We start from the raw sequence: 15,572 nt of genomic DNA, 5'->3' as shown, positions 1-15,572 counted from the left end.
GCTGATTGCACAGGCGACTTTTAACTCTCGATTAACGGTCGCCTGCCAGTCTCATTCCGGAACCTCGACGGGGCACGGAATGAGCAACCTTCGCCTGAAACTCTCAGCGCCGCGGATGGCCACCGCGCCCGCCCGCCGGATGCGGTTGGGCCAGCATTTGATCGTCGCAGGGGTCATCGGCCCGCGCGATCTGCTGCACGGGCTTGACCTACAGCGCCGCATCGACGCCCCTCTGGGCGAAGTTCTGGCCACCGAAGGCTTGGTCGCCCCCGATGACATCGTCAAAGCGCTTGCCCGGCAATATGGCGCCCAACCTGTCGACCTTTTCCGCAGCCCCTGCGATCAACGCCTTGCGCCCCGGATACCCGCGCGTCTCTGTCTGCAATACGGCGCCGTGCCATGGCTGGAATTGGGGGACCGGCTTTTCGTGGCCAGCGGTCGCCCCGCGGAATTTCCTGATCTTTGCAACGCCTTGGGGGAGCGTGGGAAAACCTTGGTGTTGGTCGTCGCCGACCCCCGGCAGGTGCAGACCCAGATCGGCAGGCTCTACGCCGCGGAACTCGCGGAACATGCCGTCACCCGCGTCGCGGATGCGGAAAGCTGTCGGAACTGGGGGGTGCGCAGCTGGAAAAGGCGGGTTGCGTTGCGGGGTATTCTGCTGTCGCTCTTTGCGCTACTGGTGCTTTTCCCCTCCGCCGTTCTTACCCTCGCTCTCCTCTGCGGCGCGCTCACTCTGCTGCTGACCAGCGGGCTCAAGGCCGCGGCCCTTTGGGCCTCTCTCACCCGGCCCAAGCCCCCACGGTCGCCGCCGAATGCCGCAGAGATTAAGGGATTTCGCCTGCCCCGTGTCTCGGTCCTCGTGCCCTTGCTGCATGAGGAAGAGATCGCGCAGGCGCTGATCGCGCGGCTTTCGCGGCTCACCTACCCGAAATCGCTGCTGGAGGTGGTTCTGGTCCTCGAAGCGAGTGACAAGCTCACCCGTGCGACCATTGCCCGCACGCCCTTGCCACCTTGGATCAGCGTGATCGAAGTGCCCGATGCCGGGGCGCTCAAAACCAAACCGCGCGCGCTGAACTACGCGCTCGATTTCTGCCGCGGCAGCATCATCGGCGTTTGGGATGCCGAGGATGCGCCGGAGCCGGATCAGATCGAACAGATTGTGACCCGCTTTCATAATGCGCCCGAAAATACCGCTTGTTTGCAGGGGGTTCTGGATTTCTACAACAGCCGCGGAAATTGGATGGCCCGCTGTTTTTCGATCGAATATGCGACCTGGTGGCGGGTGATCCTACCTGGCGTGGCCCGGCTGGGGCTGGTCGTCCCGCTGGGCGGCACCACGCTGTTTTTCCGGCGCGACATCCTCGAACGGCTCGGCGCTTGGGACGCCCATAACGTGACCGAGGATGCCGATCTCGGCCTCCGGCTGGCGCGGCGCGGCTATGTGACCGAACTGATGCGCACCACCACCTATGAAGAGGCCAATTGCCGCCCTTGGCCTTGGGTGCGGCAACGATCCCGTTGGCTGAAGGGCTATCTCATCACTTGGGCGGTCCATATGCAAAGCCCACGCGCCCTGCTGAATGACCTCGGCGCCCTGCGGTTCATCGGCGTGCAGGCGATCTTTCTCGCCACGGTTTCGCAATTCGCCCTCGCGCCACTTCTCTGGTCTCTGTGGCTGAGTTTTTTCGGGCTGTATCACCCGGTCACGGACTGCCTTGCGCCACCCGCCCTGACGGCGATCTTCGCGCTGTTCATTCTGGCGGAATTGCTGAACTTCTGCGCCGCCACCATCGCCGTCTCAAACCGGGGTCAACGGCATCTGCTGCCTTGGGTCATCACCTGCCCGCTCTACTTCGCATTGGGCGCCTTAGCCGCCGCCAAAGCGCTGTTTGAGCTCTATCGCAGTCCACATTTTTGGGACAAAACCGCCCATGGCCACACCCTGCCGCGCTATGTAAAACCGCGCAAAAGGCTCAAAAATCATCCTCGCGCCGGGCCGCTTCCTGCTTCAACCGGGTCATGAAAGCGACGGAGATATGCGTGCGCAGCGCCTCATCCGCGCCATCCTCATCGCGGGCTTCGATCATCTCCACGATGCGGTTATGTTCGGCCTGCGCAATCTCCCCCCGCCCCTCCACCGCGAGGGATGAGGTCGCCATCAAGGCCATAGAGCGATGCACGAGGTCAAGCTGCTGCACCAAATAGCGGTTGTGCGACGCCAGATGGATTTGCTTGTGAAACCGTTTATTCGCCCGTGCCAGCGCGTTGGGATTGCCCGCCAGCGCGTTGTCGGCATCCACCATCTCGCGCAGCACGCGCACCTCTTCGGCGGTGGCATGGCGCGCAGCCAGCCGCGCGGCCAGCCCCTCCAACTCGCCCCGGACGACGTAAAGCTCGGCCATCTGGTTGTGATCCAGCGAGGCCACGATCAGGCTACGCCCGTCCCGCATGAGCAGGGATTGCGTCTCAAGCCGTTGTAATGCCTCACGGATCGGCGTTCGCGAGACGCCGAAACGCTCGGCCAATTCGCTCTCCACCAAGCGGTCACCGGGGCGATAGGTGCCAATGTCGATGGCCTCCAAAATCATCGAATAGGCGTCGGTCGGGCCGGTCTTGGGGTCGGGCATCAGCTATCAGTCCTTGAAAGTTGCGCCACCTTACTCACCGCGACCATTTGCGCAACCCGGCAGGGCTTGCGCGGCTGCGCGTCTCGGCCTACCTCTGCGCCATGCCGCGCGATGCTTTTTCTCATGTCACCACTTGGGTCTTCGACCTCGACCAAACGCTTTACCCGCCCGAGGCGCGGCTTTTCGACCTGATCGAAGCGCGTATGGTCGATTGGGTGATGCGCGCGATCAAGGTCGACCGGGCCGAGGCCAACCACCTGCGCCAGCATTATTGGCAGACCTATGGCACCACGCTGGCCGGCTTGATGCGCGAACACGGTGTCGACCCCGGCCCCTACCTGACCGAGGTGCATGACATTCCGATGGATCGGCTCACCCCCGACCCGCTGCTCGCTCAGGCCATTCGCGTGTTGCCGGGGCGGCGGATCGTCTACACCAACGGCTGCGCGCCCTACGCCGAACGGGTGCTTGAGGCCCGCGGTCTTTCAGGGCTTTTCGACGCGGTCTATGGTGTCGAACACGCTGATTTCCTGCCCAAACCCGAAGCCGCCGCCTATGACAAGGTCTTTGGCATCGACGGGTTCCAGACCGCATCCGCCGCCATGTTTGAGGATGATCCGCGCAACCTCGCCGCGCCCCACGCTTTGGGGATGCGCACGGTGCATGTGGCCCCGGAACGTGGCGAAGGCGATCACATCCACTACCATACGCAAGATCTTTGCGAATTCTTAACACGGGTGGCGGGCTGATGACCTTCGATTGCGATATCCTGATTTCCGGCGGCGGCATCGCCGGGCTGACCGCGGCGGCGGCCTTTGGCGCGGCGGGCTTCGATGTGATCTGCGTCGACCCCACCCCGCCCGTCACCGATGGCGCCGCCAAGGGGGCCGACATGCGCTCCACCGCGCTGCTGCAACCGGCGCGGCGCCTGCTGGAGGACGCCGGTCTTTGGGACCGTCTTGCCCCCCATGCCGCCGCCCTGCAAATCATGCGGATCGTCGATGCGGGCGGCGAAGACCCAACGCCGCGGGTCACGCGCGAGTTCGACGCCGCCGATATCTCTGACGCACCCTTCGGCTGGAACTTCCCCAACTGGCTGCTGCGGCGCGAAATCCTGACCCGGCTGAACGAATTGCCCAGCGTCGATTTCCGCCCCGGCGCCGGCACCACCACGCTTTTCACCCGCCAAAGCGAAGCGCGTGTCGGGCTAAGCGATGGCAGCCGGATCAGAACCCGGCTGGTGATCGCCGCCGACGGGCGCAACAGCCCAATGCGTGAGGCCGCGGGGATCGAAGTCACCACCCGCCGCTACGGGCAAAAGGCGCTGGCCTTCTGCGTGACCCACCCGATCCCGCATGAAAATGTCTCGACCGAAGTACACCGTTCGGGCGGGCCCTTCACCCTCGTGCCCCTGCCAGATCGCGACGGCATGCCCTGTTCCGCCGTGGTCTGGATGGACGATGGCCCCGCAACCCAAACCCGCGCCACGCTCGATCCCGCCGCCTTTGAGGCCGAGGCGACCGCCCGGTCGGCCAATCTCTTCGGCCCGCTTACCCTCGCAAGCCCCCGCGCCCTCTGGCCCATCATCAGCCAAGAGGCCAAACGTCTTTCTGCCGAACGGCTGGCCCTCGTGGCGGAAGCCGCCCATGTGCTGCCCCCCATCGGCGCGCAGGGGTTGAACATGTCGCTGACCGATATGGCGACCCTGCTGGAACTCGCCCGCGCCGCGCCCGAACGCCTCGGCGATGCCGAGATGCTTGAGGCCTATCACAAGGCCCGCCACGCCGATATCGCGCTCAGGGTCCGGGGCATCGACCTGTTGAACCGCGCCAGTCAAGCCAGCAGCCCGCTTGCCCGAGACGCGCGCGCGGCGGGGCTCAACGCGCTCTACGCCCTGCCCCCGGTGCGCAAGATGCTGATGCAAATGGGACTGGGCCTGCGCCGCTGAACTGCGGCGCAGAGGGGCTTACAGAACCTCGTCCAACACCGCCGTCAGCCGCGCCACGGTCGCGTCGACATCATAGAGCTTGTCCAATCCGAACAGCCCCAGACGGAAGGTGCGAAAATCATCCGGCTCCCCCACCTGCAACGGCACCCCGGCGGCGATCTGCATGCCATGGGCGGCGAAAGCCTTGCCGTTTTGCATATCGGGATCGGCGGTATAGCACACGACCACCCCCGGCGCGGCGAACCCTTCTGCGGCGACTGCGGTTACACCGCGGTCGGCCAAGGCCTGACGCACCGCTTCGCCCAACCGCCACTGCGCCTCTTTCAGCCGGTCGAACCCATAGTCCCGCGTCTCTTTCACCGTATCGCGGAACACGCGCAGCGCATCCGTCGGCATGGTGGCGTGATAGGCATGACCGCCCGCCTCATAGGCCTTCATGATGTCGCGCCATTTGCGCAGATCGATGGCGAAACTGTCCGAGGTGGTCTCATTCAGCCGCGCCTCGGCCCGCGCCGACATCATCACCAAACCGGCCGAGGGCGAGGCACTCCACCCCTTCTGCGGGGCCGAGATCAGCACATCGACCCCAAGCGCCTTCATATCCACCCAGACACAGCCCGAGGCGATGCAATCAAGCACCATCAGCGCGCCCACCTCATGGGCCGCCGTGGCCATTTCCTTGATATAGTCATCCGGCAGGATCATGCCCGAACTTGTCTCCACATGCGGGGCGAACACCACCTGCGGCTTCTGCGCGCGGATCGCGGCGGTGACCTCGTCAATCGGGGCGGGCGCAAAGGGCGCGGGGCTGGCATTGCCCTGCATCCGCGCCTTCATCACCTCGGCGCTATTGGTCAGATCGGCACTCTCGATGATCTGGCTCCAGCGGTAAGAAAACCAGCCGTTGCGCACCACGAGCACATCCTGCCCCCGCGCGAACTGCCGCGCCACGGCCTCCATCGCATAGGTGCCGCCACCGGGCACCAGCGCCACGGCATCGGCGTTATACACCTCACCCAGCCAGGTCGAGAGGTCGCGCATGACCTGCTGAAACTCCGCCGACATGTGGTTGAGCGACCGGTCGGTAAAGACCACGCTGAATTCATCAAGCCCCGAAGGGTCTACCGTGTCGAGCAATGCCATTGTTCTTCCTCCATCATTCGAAGCAAAGGCATATGGCCCGCCACGGCAAAAGGCAAATGCGGCTAAAGCGGCCCCGGCAGGCGCTCTTCGCTCAACAGCACATTCGCCTCCACCTCCCCCGCGCCGGGCAGGGTCATGATCCGCCGCCTAAGCACACGCTCGAAATCCGGCAAATCCCGCGCCACGACCCGCAGACGATAGTCGAACAACCCCAAAACATGCTCCACCGTCTGCACCTCGGGAATGGCCGAAACCGCCCGCTCGAAATCCTCCAAACTGACCCGCCCGCGCGTGGCCAGCTTGATCCCCAGAAACACCGTGACACCAAAGCCCAAAGCCTCGGCATTCAAGCGCAATCGCCGCCCGGCGATCGCGCCGCCCTCCTCCAGCCGTTTGATCCGCCGCCATGTCGCAGGCTGCGACAGGCCGAAACGGCGCCCCAAGGCACTGGCACTTTGATTGGCGTCCCGTGCTAGCGCCCGCAGCAAGGCGCGGTCGATGTCATCAAGCTCGATCACAGCGGCAGCCCCTCCTGCGTCTTGATCCGCGCCACATGCATCAACGCCTCAATCTCAGCGATATGCGGCAGGGTCAGGATGCGACTGCGGTAAATCTGCTGATAATGCCCCATGTCCCGCGCAATGATCGACAGCCGCAGATCAACCCGCCCCAAAAAGGTCTGCAACTCGATCACCTCAGGCACCTGCCGCGCCTCTGCCATGAAAACATCAAAAGCATTCGCCTGCGTCTTATCCAAGGTCACCCGCAAGGACACTTCCAAAGCATAGCCAAGCGCCGCCCAATCGATCACCACCCCGCTGCCCTGCACGATCCCCTGATCTTGCAGCCGCGCAATCCGCCGCGCCGCCTTGCCGGAGGTGATATTGCACCGCTCCGCCAACTCCCCGGGGCTGAGACTCGGCTCCGCCTGCCAATAGCGCAGAATACGACGATCCAGATCATCAAGCATGATTTTTCCGTTTTAGAGCTATACCACGAATAACTATCTTCATCCTTTCACAAATACCTCTACGATGACAATGGCTACTGGGCGCGACTTCGCTATGGTGAGACCCAGAACGAGACAAACCAAAGGACAAGATCATGCGCGTTTACTACGACCGCGACTGCGACGTGAACCTCATCAAGGACAAGAAGGTGGCGATCCTCGGCTACGGCTCCCAAGGCCACGCCCATGCGCTGAACCTGCGCGACTCGGGTGCCAAGAACCTCGTCGTGGCCCTGCGCGAAGGTTCCGCCTCCGCCGCCAAGGCCGAGGGCGAAGGCCTCAAGGTCATGGGCATCGCCGAGGCCGCGGCCTGGGCCGACCTGATCATGTTCACCATGCCCGATGAACTTCAGGCCGAAACTTACAAGAAATACGTGCATGACAACATCCGCGAGGGTGCCGCCATTGCCTTCGCCCACGGTCTGAACGTCCACTTCGGCCTGATCGAGCCCAAAGAAGGCGTCGACGTGATCATGATGGCCCCCAAAGGCCCCGGCCACACCGTGCGCGGCGAATACACCAAAGGCGGCGGCGTACCCTGCCTTGTGGCCGTGGACAAAGACGCTTCCGGCAAGGCGCTGGAAATCGGCCTCTCCTATTGCTCCGCCATCGGTGGCGGCCGGTCGGGCATCATCGAGACCAACTTCCGCGAGGAATGTGAAACCGACCTCTTCGGCGAGCAGGCCGTGCTCTGCGGTGGTCTGGTCGAACTGATCCGCATGGGCTTTGAGACACTAGTCGAGGCGGGCTACGCCCCCGAGATGGCCTATTTCGAGTGTCTGCACGAGGTGAAGCTGATCGTGGACCTGATCTACGAAGGCGGCATCGCCAACATGAACTACTCGATCTCGAACACCGCGGAATACGGCGAATATGTCTCCGGCCCCCGCATCCTGCCCTACGACGAGACCAAGAAGCGCATGAAAGACGTGCTGACCGACATCCAGAACGGCAAATTCGTGCGTGACTTCATGCAGGAAAACGCCGTGGGCCAGCCTTCGTTCAAAGCGACCCGTCGCATCAACGATGAGCACCGCATCGAACAGGTCGGCGAAAAGCTGCGCGAGATGATGCCGTGGATTTCCGCAGGCAAGATGGTGGACAAGGCCAAGAACTGAGCCAAATCTCCCCCAAAGATAAGACGACATCGACCCCGGCCTCGCGCCGGGGTCTTTGCCTTTACGCCGGAGCCCCGATGAACACCACGCCTCAAATCACGCTGATAAGCTGGCTGCTGATCGCCCTTTTGGGGTTTGTTTGGGGGGGCACCTTTCTTTTTACCGAAGTGGCGCTCACCGGGATCACGCCCTTCTGGCTCGCCGCCTCGCGGATCGGGTTGGCGGCGGTGGTGATGCTGGCGCTCTGGGCCCTGCGGGGGTTCACGCTTTTCACCGCGCGCCCCTCTGCCTCCGACATCCTCGTGCTGGTGACGATCGGCATCATCAGCTCGGCCCTGCCCTTTTCGCTGCTCGCATGGGGGCAGCAATATGTGACCTCGGGCTTTGCCGGGGTGACCATGGCTTCCGTGGCATTGATCGTCCTACCCATGGCCCATTTCCTGCTGCCGGGGGAGCGCATGACCCCGCGCAAGGTCGGCGGCTTTGTCATCGGCTTCGTCGGCGTCGTCGTGTTGATCGGCGGGCAAGCTTTTGAGAGCACCGGCGCTGCGATGGAAACGGCGGGGCGGATGGCCTGCGTCGCCGCGGCCTCTTGCTATGCGGTCAGCTCGATCCTCATGCGCCGGCTGCCTTCGGTGGATCCGATTGGGCTGGGGACGGTGCTGATGCTGATCGGTGCCATGGTCATGCTGCCCGCCGCCTTCCTCAGCGAGGGCCCGCCGCCCCTGCCCACGCCCAAGATACTGGCCGTGCTGGCCTTTCTCGGCCTCATCCCCACCGCGGGCGCGGCGTTTTTGCGGGTCTATGTGGTGCGCACCGCGGGGCCGGTCTTTATGTCACTGGTGAACTACCAAGTGCCGGTCTGGTCGGTCCTGCTGGGCGCGCTGGTGCTGTCAGAGCCGTTGCCAATGTCGTTGCTTTACGCGATGGCGCTGATCCTTGCTGGGGTCGGGCTCAGCCAATACGGCGCGCTGAAACGGTTGTTCCAGCGCGGGTAGAACAGCTTAGCTGCCCACCGCCGTATTCACCGCTTCGACCACGCTATCGACCGCACGCTCCATCAGTGCCGCGTCCTCATGTTCGGCCATGACGCGCACCAAGGGTTCCGTGCCCGATTTGCGGATCAACAGCCGCCCACCCTGCGCCAGATCGGCTTCGGCCTGCGCGATGGCGGCTTTGACCAGCGCGTCTTCCAGCGGGGTCTGCCCGGCGGAGAAGCGCACGTTTTTCAGCAGCTGCGGCACCGGGTCGAATTGGTAGAGCAGTTCCGAGGCAGGCCTGCCCGAACGTACCATCTCGGCCAGAAACTGCATCCCGGCCATTAGCCCGTCGCCCGTGGTCGCATAGTCGGTCATCACGATATGGCCCGACTGCTCCCCCCCGAGGTTGAAGCCCCCTTCGCGCATCCGCTCCACCACATAGCGGTCGCCGACGCCGGTCCGCTCCAGTCGCACACCGCGGTCGTTCAGGAAACGCTCCAGCCCCAGATTGCTCATTACCGTGGCGACGAGCGCCTTACCCGCAAGCCGCTCTTCCTCGGCCCAACGCGCGGCCATCAGAGCCATGAATTGATCGCCGTCACCGATGCGGCCATTCTGATCGATCAGGATCACCCGGTCAGCGTCGCCATCAAGGCAGATGCCCACATCGGCGCCATTGGCCACCACGGCCTCCGCCGCCGATTGCGGCTGGGTGGAACCGCAGCCATCGTTGATGTTGAACCCGTTCGGGTCCACGCCCACGGGGATCACATTCGCGCCCAATTCCCACAGCGCCATCGGCGCCACATGGTAGGCCGCGCCATGGGCGCAGTCGATCACCACCTTCAACCCATCAAGACGCATCTGCCGCGGGAAAGAGGATTTGACCCGTTCGATATAGCGAAATCGGCTGTCGTCGATGCGCTTGGCCCGGCCAATCTGATCCGGCGCCGATGGCTCGACCCCTTCGGCGACCAGCGCTTCGATTTCCTGCTCGACCTGATCGGAGAGTTTGAACCCATCCGGGCCGAAGAACTTGATGCCATTGTCGCTGGCCGGGTTGTGACTGGCCGAGATCATCACCCCCAGATCGGCCCGCATGGAGCGCGTCAAAAGCCCCACCGCCGGTGTCGGCACCGGCCCCAGCAGCAACACGTTCATGCCGGTGCTGGTGAGGCCCGCAGTCAGCGCGTTCTCGAACATATAGCCCGAGAGCCGCGTGTCTTTGCCGATAACCACACGGTGCACGCCGCGTTTCTCACGCCGAAAATAGCGCCCGACGGCGGCACCGATGCGCAGCGCCATGTCGGCGGTCATGGGGTGAATATTGGCGGTGCCCCGCACGCCGTCTGTACCAAAAAGCTTTGTCATATCTCTTTACCTGCCAGTGCCGAACGATAAAGTAAAATGGATTGAATGGTTTGCGCCACATCGTGCACGCGCAAGACTTGGGCCCCGTGGTTCAGTGCCGCCAGGGCCACCGCGATGGAGCCGGGCGCGCGATCTTCCCCCGCCGCGCCGCCGCCGATCGTGCCGATGAAACGTTTACGCGACGCGCCGAGCAAGATCGGCACCCCGAGGCTGTGGAACAGGCTCAGCCGCGCGAGCAGCGCAAGGTTGTGTTCCAGCGTCTTGCCAAAGCCGATGCCCGGATCGGCGATGATATTTTCGCGCGGGATGCCCTGCGCCTCAAGCGCCGCAATGCGTTCGGCCAGATAGTCATAGACGTCGAGCAGCACGTCATCATAGCGCGGGTCGCGCTGCATTGTGGCCGGATCGCCTTGGGCGTGCATCACACAGACCGGCAGCCCCTGCGCCGCGCAGAAGGGCGCAAGCGCCGGGTCAAAGGTCAGCCCCGCCACGTCATTGACCAGATCCGCCCCCGCCGCCACGGCGGCTTCGGCCACGGCGGCCTTGCGGGTGTCGATGCTGATCGCCCCTTCCCCGGCGGCCCGCAGCCCTTCGATCACCGGTCGAACACGCGCGATTTCTTCCTCCTCCGGCACGGTCTCCGCACCCGGGCGGGTGGACTCCCCGCCGATGTCGAGCATATCGACTCCCGCTGCCCGCATCGCCGCCCCCGCCGCGACCGCGACCTGCGGGTCGGCATGGCGGCCCCCGTCTGAGAAACTGTCAGGCGTGGCATTGAGGATGCCCATCACGCGGGGGCGGTCGAAACTTAGGCCAGCGATGGCCGGGCGCGGCGCGGTCAATGCATCGCGCGCGGCGGAGGGGAGCGCATCTGCCGGGATCACGCGCGGCGCCTGCCCTCGCGCCAGCACCTCAACATGGGTGAACCAGCCCCAACCGCCCGCGAGGGTCAGCGCGCCTTCGGGCCGTGCGGGGCCGATCTGAACCAAGGGGCGATGGTACTCGGTCATCAAACGATCTCCGCGCTGTCGATGTCAAGCAGGCGCATAGGCAGCGCCGTGCCCTCGGGCTGGTCTGCGCCGATCAGGACCAATTCGCAGGCCGATGAACTCTCGGCGAACCATGCGGCTAGGGCGGGTGCTGCGCTTGGCGGGGCGGCGGGGCCGTCCACCGCGTCGAGCACGATCCGCGCAGGCGCCCAGATGCTGATCTGGCCGTTTTTCATCGCCCAGTCCAATTCTGTCCGGCTGCCGACCACCGCGCCGCGCGGATCGCGGGCCGAGAGCATCCAAGCGTTCTGTTCGATCGCCAAGAGGTCAATGTGCCGCTGCGCTTTCTCATCCTCGGCCTGTGGGACGGCAATGTCCGAGGGGCCAACGCAGAGGATCACCGGCTCCGCCGCCGCTTCCAATTGATCCAGCCATTCCGGCAAACGCGTCGAGGCAATCGCCGCATTGGAGAGGTAAACCACGCGCGGCTGCGGGGCCTTTTGGGCCGCGTCATGCGCTGCCGCCTCCTCCCGCGCGCGCACGATCTCGACCCCAAGCGCACCGGGGCCCCGGTCGAGCTTTTCGATCCGCACGAAGACCCGCATCGCCTGGGGCTCGATCAGGATACGGTCAGCCACCCGTTCGGCCAGCGTTTCCAAAAGGTTGAGCCGTTCGGCGGCAAGCTCGGCGGCGATGGCTTCGGTCACGCGGTCGTAAGACAGGATACGGTCGACATCGTCGTCCACCACACCCGTCAGGGGGGCCACCTCGACCACCACGTTGAAACAGACCCGCTGGGTCACGTCCCGCTCGGCCTGAAAGGCACCGATCTCGACCTCCACGATATGATCGCGCAGAGAGATACGATCACGCGGCTCGGGGCCGGCCATCGTCTCTGCCCGCTCGGAAGGGTGGGCAAAGGCAAGTCGAATTTCGTCGTCGGACATCGGCAGCGCCTATCGGATCAGGGTAATGGCCCCACCGGGGGCGCTTCGATGCACATTTAGCAGGCCCACCGGCGGCAGGCCAGCACCCGAAGGCACATCCCGCCCCTCAGTTCGAGGCGGTCTTCCATGTGTGGCGATAGAAGAGGTGCTGCCCGATCCGCGCGGTCTTGGTATAGACCCGCGCCCAATTGGGGTTCACGGCAGTGGTGTGATAGTGGGTCGCGCCATTGGTCAGCTTCGGCGCGCTGCCGTCGATGATCGCACGCGCGACTTTTGAGACACGGGCAAAAGCGCGCGGCTCATTGATGACCTCTTTGTGGCCGTCGCAGGTGTAGGTGAACTGGCACTGATACTTGCGCCCGGTCCCTTGGTTGATCACGCCGCAAAGCGTGCCGGGGAAACGGGCGGATTTCACCCGGTTCATGATCACTTCGGCCACGGCGAACTGGCCCTTGACCGTCTCGCCGCGCGCCTCGAAATACAGCGCTTCGGCAAGGCACTGCAACTCAGCGTTGCCTTCGGCCTTGGGCTGGCTGTCGATCCAAGCCGTGGAGAATTTCACATCTGTCGCGCTGGCCGACACGGGCTGTGCGACCATCTCCTGAAGCCGCGCCGCACCGGCGGACTTCAGACCTTGAATTTCAATCTGCGCAAGATCGCTCGCACTTTCAGAGCTGGCTTGAACCGCCAGAGGGCTGCTGCACAGCGCCATGGAAAGAGCAAAAGAGATCGACCGGATAAAACGCATTATGCGCCTCGCATCATTGTTAGGGCTGCGGGGCGGATAGCCAAAAGGTTCCCGGCGGTAAACCCAACCAGACGTTATGTGCAGAAACTCGCCGAATTATGGTATAAATTGGGCTGGAGCCCGCCGCCCCTACCCGATCTTGTGGGCAATGGCGAGTTGGGCGGCGGCCAGACGTGCAACTGGCACGCGAAATGGCGAACAGGAAACATAATCGAACCCCGATTCGCGGCAAAAGGCGATGGATTCGGGGTTGCCGCCATGCTCCCCACAGATGGAAAGCGTGATTCCGGGCTGCGCCTTGCGTCCTCTTTCTGCCCCGAGTTGCAGCAATTCGCCGACCCCATCGGTATCGAGCACATGGAAGGGATCCTCTGGATAGACCCCCTGTTGCACGTAGTTCGACATGAAGCGCCCCGCGTCGTCGCGCGAGAGGCCATAGGTCATCTGCGTCAGGTCGTTGGTCCCGAAGCTGAGGAAGGCACAATGCGGCGCGATATCATCGGCGCGCAGACAGGCGCGCGGGGTCTCCACCATGACGCCAAGCCGGTAGGTAAAGCTCGCGTCACGCTCACTGCGCACGGCGGCGGCCACGGCATCAACGCTGGCTTTAACCAGTTCCACCTCGCGCCGGGCGCTGACCAGCGGGATCATGATCTCGGGCACCACCGGCTCGCCATCGCGGCTGGCCTCGATCGTGGCCTCGAAAATGGCGCGGGCCTGCATCTCATAGATCTCGGGCACCGTGACCCCGAGCCGCACGCCGCGCAGGCCAAGCATCGGGTTATACTCCGTCATCGCCGCCACGCGGCGGGTCACATCGGACATCTGAAGGCCAAGCGCCTCGGCCAATTCGCGCTGTCCGGCTTTGTCGGAGGGCAGGAATTCGTGCAACGGCGGGTCGAACAGACGGATGCAGACCGGCTGGCCCTGCATGATGCGGAACAGCTGGGTGAAATCCTCGCGCTGCATGGGCAACAGGCGTTCCAGCACGGCGCGACGATCCTCACCGCTTTCGGCAAAGATCATCTCGCGCATCACGGTGAGGCGGCCCGGCTCGAAGAACATATGCTCAGTCCGGCACAGGCCGATGCCATGGGCGTTGAAGTTGCGCGCGGTCTGGGCATCGGTCGGCGTGTCGGCATTGGCGCGAATGCCAATATCAGCCACATCCTCGGCCCAGCCCATCAGCCGGTTAAAGGTATCGTCGAGCGCCGCCTCCTGCATCTTGGCCGCCCCCGCCAGCACCTGCCCGGTTGAGCCATCGACAGTGACCTGATCGCCTTCGACAAAGACCCGCCCGTCGGGGGCGATGATCTGCCGTTGGGTCACCACAAAGCGCATGTTCGAGGCACCGACCACGCAAGGCAGCCCCATGCCGCGTCCGATCACTGCCGCATGGCTGGTGATGCCGCCGCGTTCGGTCAGCACGGCGGCAGCAGCATGCATGCCGCGAATATCCTCGGGCGAGGTCTCACGCCGGACGAGGATGCAAGGCTCGCCTCGCGCGGCGCTGGCCTGCGCGTCGCTGGCGGAAAAGACGATGCGCCCGGTGGCCGCGCCGGGGCTGGCGGCGATGCCGCGCCCGATCACGTCACGCTTGGCGCTTGGGTCGACTTGGCGGTGCAGCAGTTCCGACAGCGTGCGCGGCTGCACCCGCATCAGCGCTTCCTCGCGGCTGATGATCCCCTCATCGGCCAGCGCCACAGCGATGCGCACGGCAGCCCGAGAGGAACGCGCGACCTTTACACCGTCCAAGATATGCAGCTTACCCTGATCGATCACGAATTCGACCTGCATCTCGGCCCGCAGCCTCTTGCGCATCAGTGCTGCGTGATCCTTCAACTCGGCAAAGGCTTCGGGCACCAATTCTTCAAGCGATGGCCCGCGCGGATCGCGGGTGAGATACATCGCCGCCGCATCGCCTTCGAGCGCATCGCGCCCTTGGCTCTGGCTCAGATAGCGCCCGGTGATCTGCGGCAGGCCGGTGTCACTGTCGACCAGTTGCAACACGCCCGAGCCGCATTGCCCCTGCCCCACGCCAAAGGCCATCTCTTGCACCACCAGCCCCAGCCCCGCATCCGCAGGCGCGCCCTTGGCCTGCCGCAGCAGCCGCGCCGAGGTGCCGTTCCACGCCCGCGCCATCGAGCGCAGCACGGCCGCCAGTTGCGTTGCCGGGTCTTGGGGGAAACGCTCTTCGGTCTCGGCCTCATAGGCGCGCAGGGATTCCATCAGCGCCGCGCGGCCATCGCCGTTCACATCGTCGAACATATCCGGGTCGAGGCGGGCCACATTGACCGCGTAGGACTGCACGAAACGCGAATAAAGCGCCGCCGCTGGCCCTTCGCCGATGGTGCCTGCATAGCTTTCGAAGAGCGCATCGTTGATCCCGATGTTCAGCACCGCCCCCGGCCCGCCCCAATCGGGGTCTTGGCTGGAGGGCCGCACGCAAAGCAGCGCGCCCTTCGGGAACTGATCGACCACCGCCTGCACGTCGGGCATCTGCCCCCGCGCGATCTGCTGCACCGCATCAAAGGACAGCGCGATGGTGCGCGGCACCGGCAGGTCGAGCCGCACGAGACGTTGCAGGCATTTGGCCCGCCCGCCGTGGGTGGTATTGGCAATCGGCGCGGTGGGGGTCACCAGCGTGGTATGGGGATCGTTCTGCACTGCGGCACCTTAATCGTTCCGGTGC

At 64.4% G+C, this 15,572-nt stretch carries 14 protein-coding genes; 5 read left to right on the top strand and 9 right to left on the bottom strand.

Annotated elements, in window-relative coordinates; all coding sequences use genetic code 11:
- The first annotated feature begins 79 nt into the window (after window positions 1-79).
- The gene (locus J7392_RS12860) at window positions 80-2,023 is read left to right on the top strand and encodes a glycosyltransferase family 2 protein (RefSeq protein ID WP_209217898.1); all 1,944 of its coding nucleotides are present in this window, start codon (window positions 80-82) and stop codon (window positions 2,021-2,023) included.
- Here J7392_RS12860 and J7392_RS12855 read toward each other — a convergent pair.
- Window positions 1,974-2,627 (bottom strand): GntR family transcriptional regulator, encoded by a 654-nt coding sequence (locus J7392_RS12855; RefSeq protein WP_209217897.1) that lies wholly within the window; start codon window positions 2,625-2,627, stop codon window positions 1,974-1,976. The two genes, J7392_RS12860 and J7392_RS12855, sit on opposite strands and share 50 nt — an antisense overlap.
- Before the next feature lie 101 nt (window positions 2,628-2,728).
- Between J7392_RS12855 and J7392_RS12850 the strand changes: the two genes are divergently transcribed.
- Together J7392_RS12850 and J7392_RS12845 are read left to right on the top strand one after the other, a co-directional pair.
- The gene (locus J7392_RS12850; RefSeq protein WP_209218181.1) at window positions 2,729-3,376 is read left to right on the top strand and encodes a pyrimidine 5'-nucleotidase; all 648 of its coding nucleotides are present in this window, start codon (window positions 2,729-2,731) and stop codon (window positions 3,374-3,376) included.
- Entirely contained in the window at window positions 3,376-4,575 is a 1,200-nt protein-coding gene (locus J7392_RS12845) for a UbiH/UbiF family hydroxylase (RefSeq protein WP_209217896.1), read from the top strand. Before J7392_RS12850 ends, J7392_RS12845 begins: the two co-directional genes overlap by 1 nt.
- A gap of 18 nt (window positions 4,576-4,593) precedes the next feature.
- Here the strand turns inward: J7392_RS12845 and J7392_RS12840 are convergent, their stop codons facing one another.
- The 3 genes from J7392_RS12840 to J7392_RS12830 all read right to left on the bottom strand — a co-directional run bounded on the left by J7392_RS12840 (window position 4,594) and on the right by J7392_RS12830 (window position 6,688).
- Window positions 4,594-5,718 (bottom strand): aminotransferase class V-fold PLP-dependent enzyme, encoded by a 1,125-nt coding sequence (locus tag J7392_RS12840; protein ID WP_209217895.1) that lies wholly within the window; start codon window positions 5,716-5,718, stop codon window positions 4,594-4,596.
- Window positions 5,719-5,780: 62 nt separating this feature from the next.
- Window positions 5,781-6,236 carry an Lrp/AsnC family transcriptional regulator gene (locus J7392_RS12835; protein WP_168611970.1) on the bottom strand — a complete coding sequence of 152 codons (456 nt, stop codon included), beginning with the start codon at window positions 6,234-6,236 and terminating at the stop codon, window positions 5,781-5,783.
- Entirely contained in the window at window positions 6,233-6,688 is a 456-nt protein-coding gene (locus J7392_RS12830) for an Lrp/AsnC family transcriptional regulator (protein WP_168611969.1), read from the bottom strand. Before J7392_RS12830 ends, J7392_RS12835 begins: the two co-directional genes overlap by 4 nt.
- 134 nt (window positions 6,689-6,822) lie before the next feature.
- Between J7392_RS12830 and ilvC the strand changes: the two genes are divergently transcribed.
- Window positions 6,823-7,845: a ketol-acid reductoisomerase gene (ilvC, locus tag J7392_RS12825; protein WP_168611968.1), complete on the top strand. Its 1,023-nt coding sequence runs from the start codon at window positions 6,823-6,825 to the stop codon at window positions 7,843-7,845.
- Between the two features lie 77 nt (window positions 7,846-7,922).
- Window positions 7,923-8,843 carry a DMT family transporter gene (locus J7392_RS12820; protein ID WP_209217894.1) on the top strand — a complete coding sequence of 307 codons (921 nt, stop codon included), beginning with the start codon at window positions 7,923-7,925 and terminating at the stop codon, window positions 8,841-8,843.
- A gap of 6 nt (window positions 8,844-8,849) precedes the next feature.
- On the opposite strand, the gene glmM is transcribed toward J7392_RS12820, so the two are convergent.
- The 5 genes from glmM to ppdK form a co-directional block, all read right to left on the bottom strand.
- Window positions 8,850-10,196, bottom strand: a complete 1,347-nt coding sequence (glmM, locus tag J7392_RS12815; protein WP_209217893.1) for a phosphoglucosamine mutase — start codon at window positions 10,194-10,196, stop codon at window positions 8,850-8,852.
- On the bottom strand, window positions 10,193-11,206 hold the full coding sequence (gene folP, locus J7392_RS12810) for a dihydropteroate synthase (protein WP_209217892.1): 1,014 nt from the start codon (window positions 11,204-11,206) through the stop codon (window positions 10,193-10,195). The genes glmM and folP overlap by 4 nt, the downstream gene beginning before the upstream one ends.
- Window positions 11,206-12,132, bottom strand: coding sequence for a dihydroneopterin aldolase (locus J7392_RS12805; RefSeq protein WP_209217891.1), 927 nt, complete (start codon window positions 12,130-12,132; stop codon window positions 11,206-11,208). The genes folP and J7392_RS12805 overlap by 1 nt, the downstream gene beginning before the upstream one ends.
- Window positions 12,133-12,238: 106 nt before the next feature.
- A complete protein-coding gene (locus J7392_RS12800) occupies window positions 12,239-12,880 on the bottom strand; it encodes a cell wall hydrolase (RefSeq protein ID WP_209217890.1) in 642 nt (213 codons plus the stop codon).
- 129 nt (window positions 12,881-13,009) lie between these two features.
- Complete coding sequence (gene ppdK, locus J7392_RS12795; protein ID WP_209217889.1) at window positions 13,010-15,547, bottom strand: pyruvate, phosphate dikinase; 2,538 nt, start codon at window positions 15,545-15,547, stop codon at window positions 13,010-13,012.
- Between the last annotated feature and the right edge of the window lie 25 nt (window positions 15,548-15,572).

This window comes from Sulfitobacter sp. R18_1, from assembly GCF_017743915.1.
Taxonomy (GTDB): domain Bacteria; phylum Pseudomonadota; class Alphaproteobacteria; order Rhodobacterales; family Rhodobacteraceae; genus Sulfitobacter; species Sulfitobacter faviae.
The sequence above is the reverse complement of the archived record's forward strand: the minus strand, read 5'-3'. Positions and strand labels throughout refer to the sequence as shown.

Bases quoted from the DNA above. Each gene is read 5' to 3' on its own strand.
- J7392_RS12860 (WP_209217898.1), top strand. From the start codon at position 80: ATGAGCAACCTTCGCCTGAAACTCTCAGCGCCGCGGATGGCCACCGCG.
- J7392_RS12855 (WP_209217897.1), bottom strand. From the start codon at position 2,627: ATGCCCGACCCCAAGACCGGCCCGACCGACGCCTATTCGATGATTTTG.
- J7392_RS12850 (WP_209218181.1), top strand. From the start codon at position 2,729: ATGCCGCGCGATGCTTTTTCTCATGTCACCACTTGGGTCTTCGACCTC.
- J7392_RS12845 (WP_209217896.1), top strand. From the start codon at position 3,376: ATGACCTTCGATTGCGATATCCTGATTTCCGGCGGCGGCATCGCCGGG.
- J7392_RS12840 (WP_209217895.1), bottom strand. From the start codon at position 5,718: ATGGCATTGCTCGACACGGTAGACCCTTCGGGGCTTGATGAATTCAGC.
- J7392_RS12830 (WP_168611969.1), bottom strand. From the start codon at position 6,688: ATGCTTGATGATCTGGATCGTCGTATTCTGCGCTATTGGCAGGCGGAG.
- ilvC (WP_168611968.1), top strand. From the start codon at position 6,823: ATGCGCGTTTACTACGACCGCGACTGCGACGTGAACCTCATCAAGGAC.
- J7392_RS12820 (WP_209217894.1), top strand. From the start codon at position 7,923: ATGAACACCACGCCTCAAATCACGCTGATAAGCTGGCTGCTGATCGCC.
- glmM (WP_209217893.1), bottom strand. From the start codon at position 10,196: ATGACAAAGCTTTTTGGTACAGACGGCGTGCGGGGCACCGCCAATATT.
- folP (WP_209217892.1), bottom strand. From the start codon at position 11,206: ATGACCGAGTACCATCGCCCCTTGGTTCAGATCGGCCCCGCACGGCCC.
- J7392_RS12805 (WP_209217891.1), bottom strand. From the start codon at position 12,132: ATGTCCGACGACGAAATTCGACTTGCCTTTGCCCACCCTTCCGAGCGG.
- J7392_RS12800 (WP_209217890.1), bottom strand. From the start codon at position 12,880: ATGCGTTTTATCCGGTCGATCTCTTTTGCTCTTTCCATGGCGCTGTGC.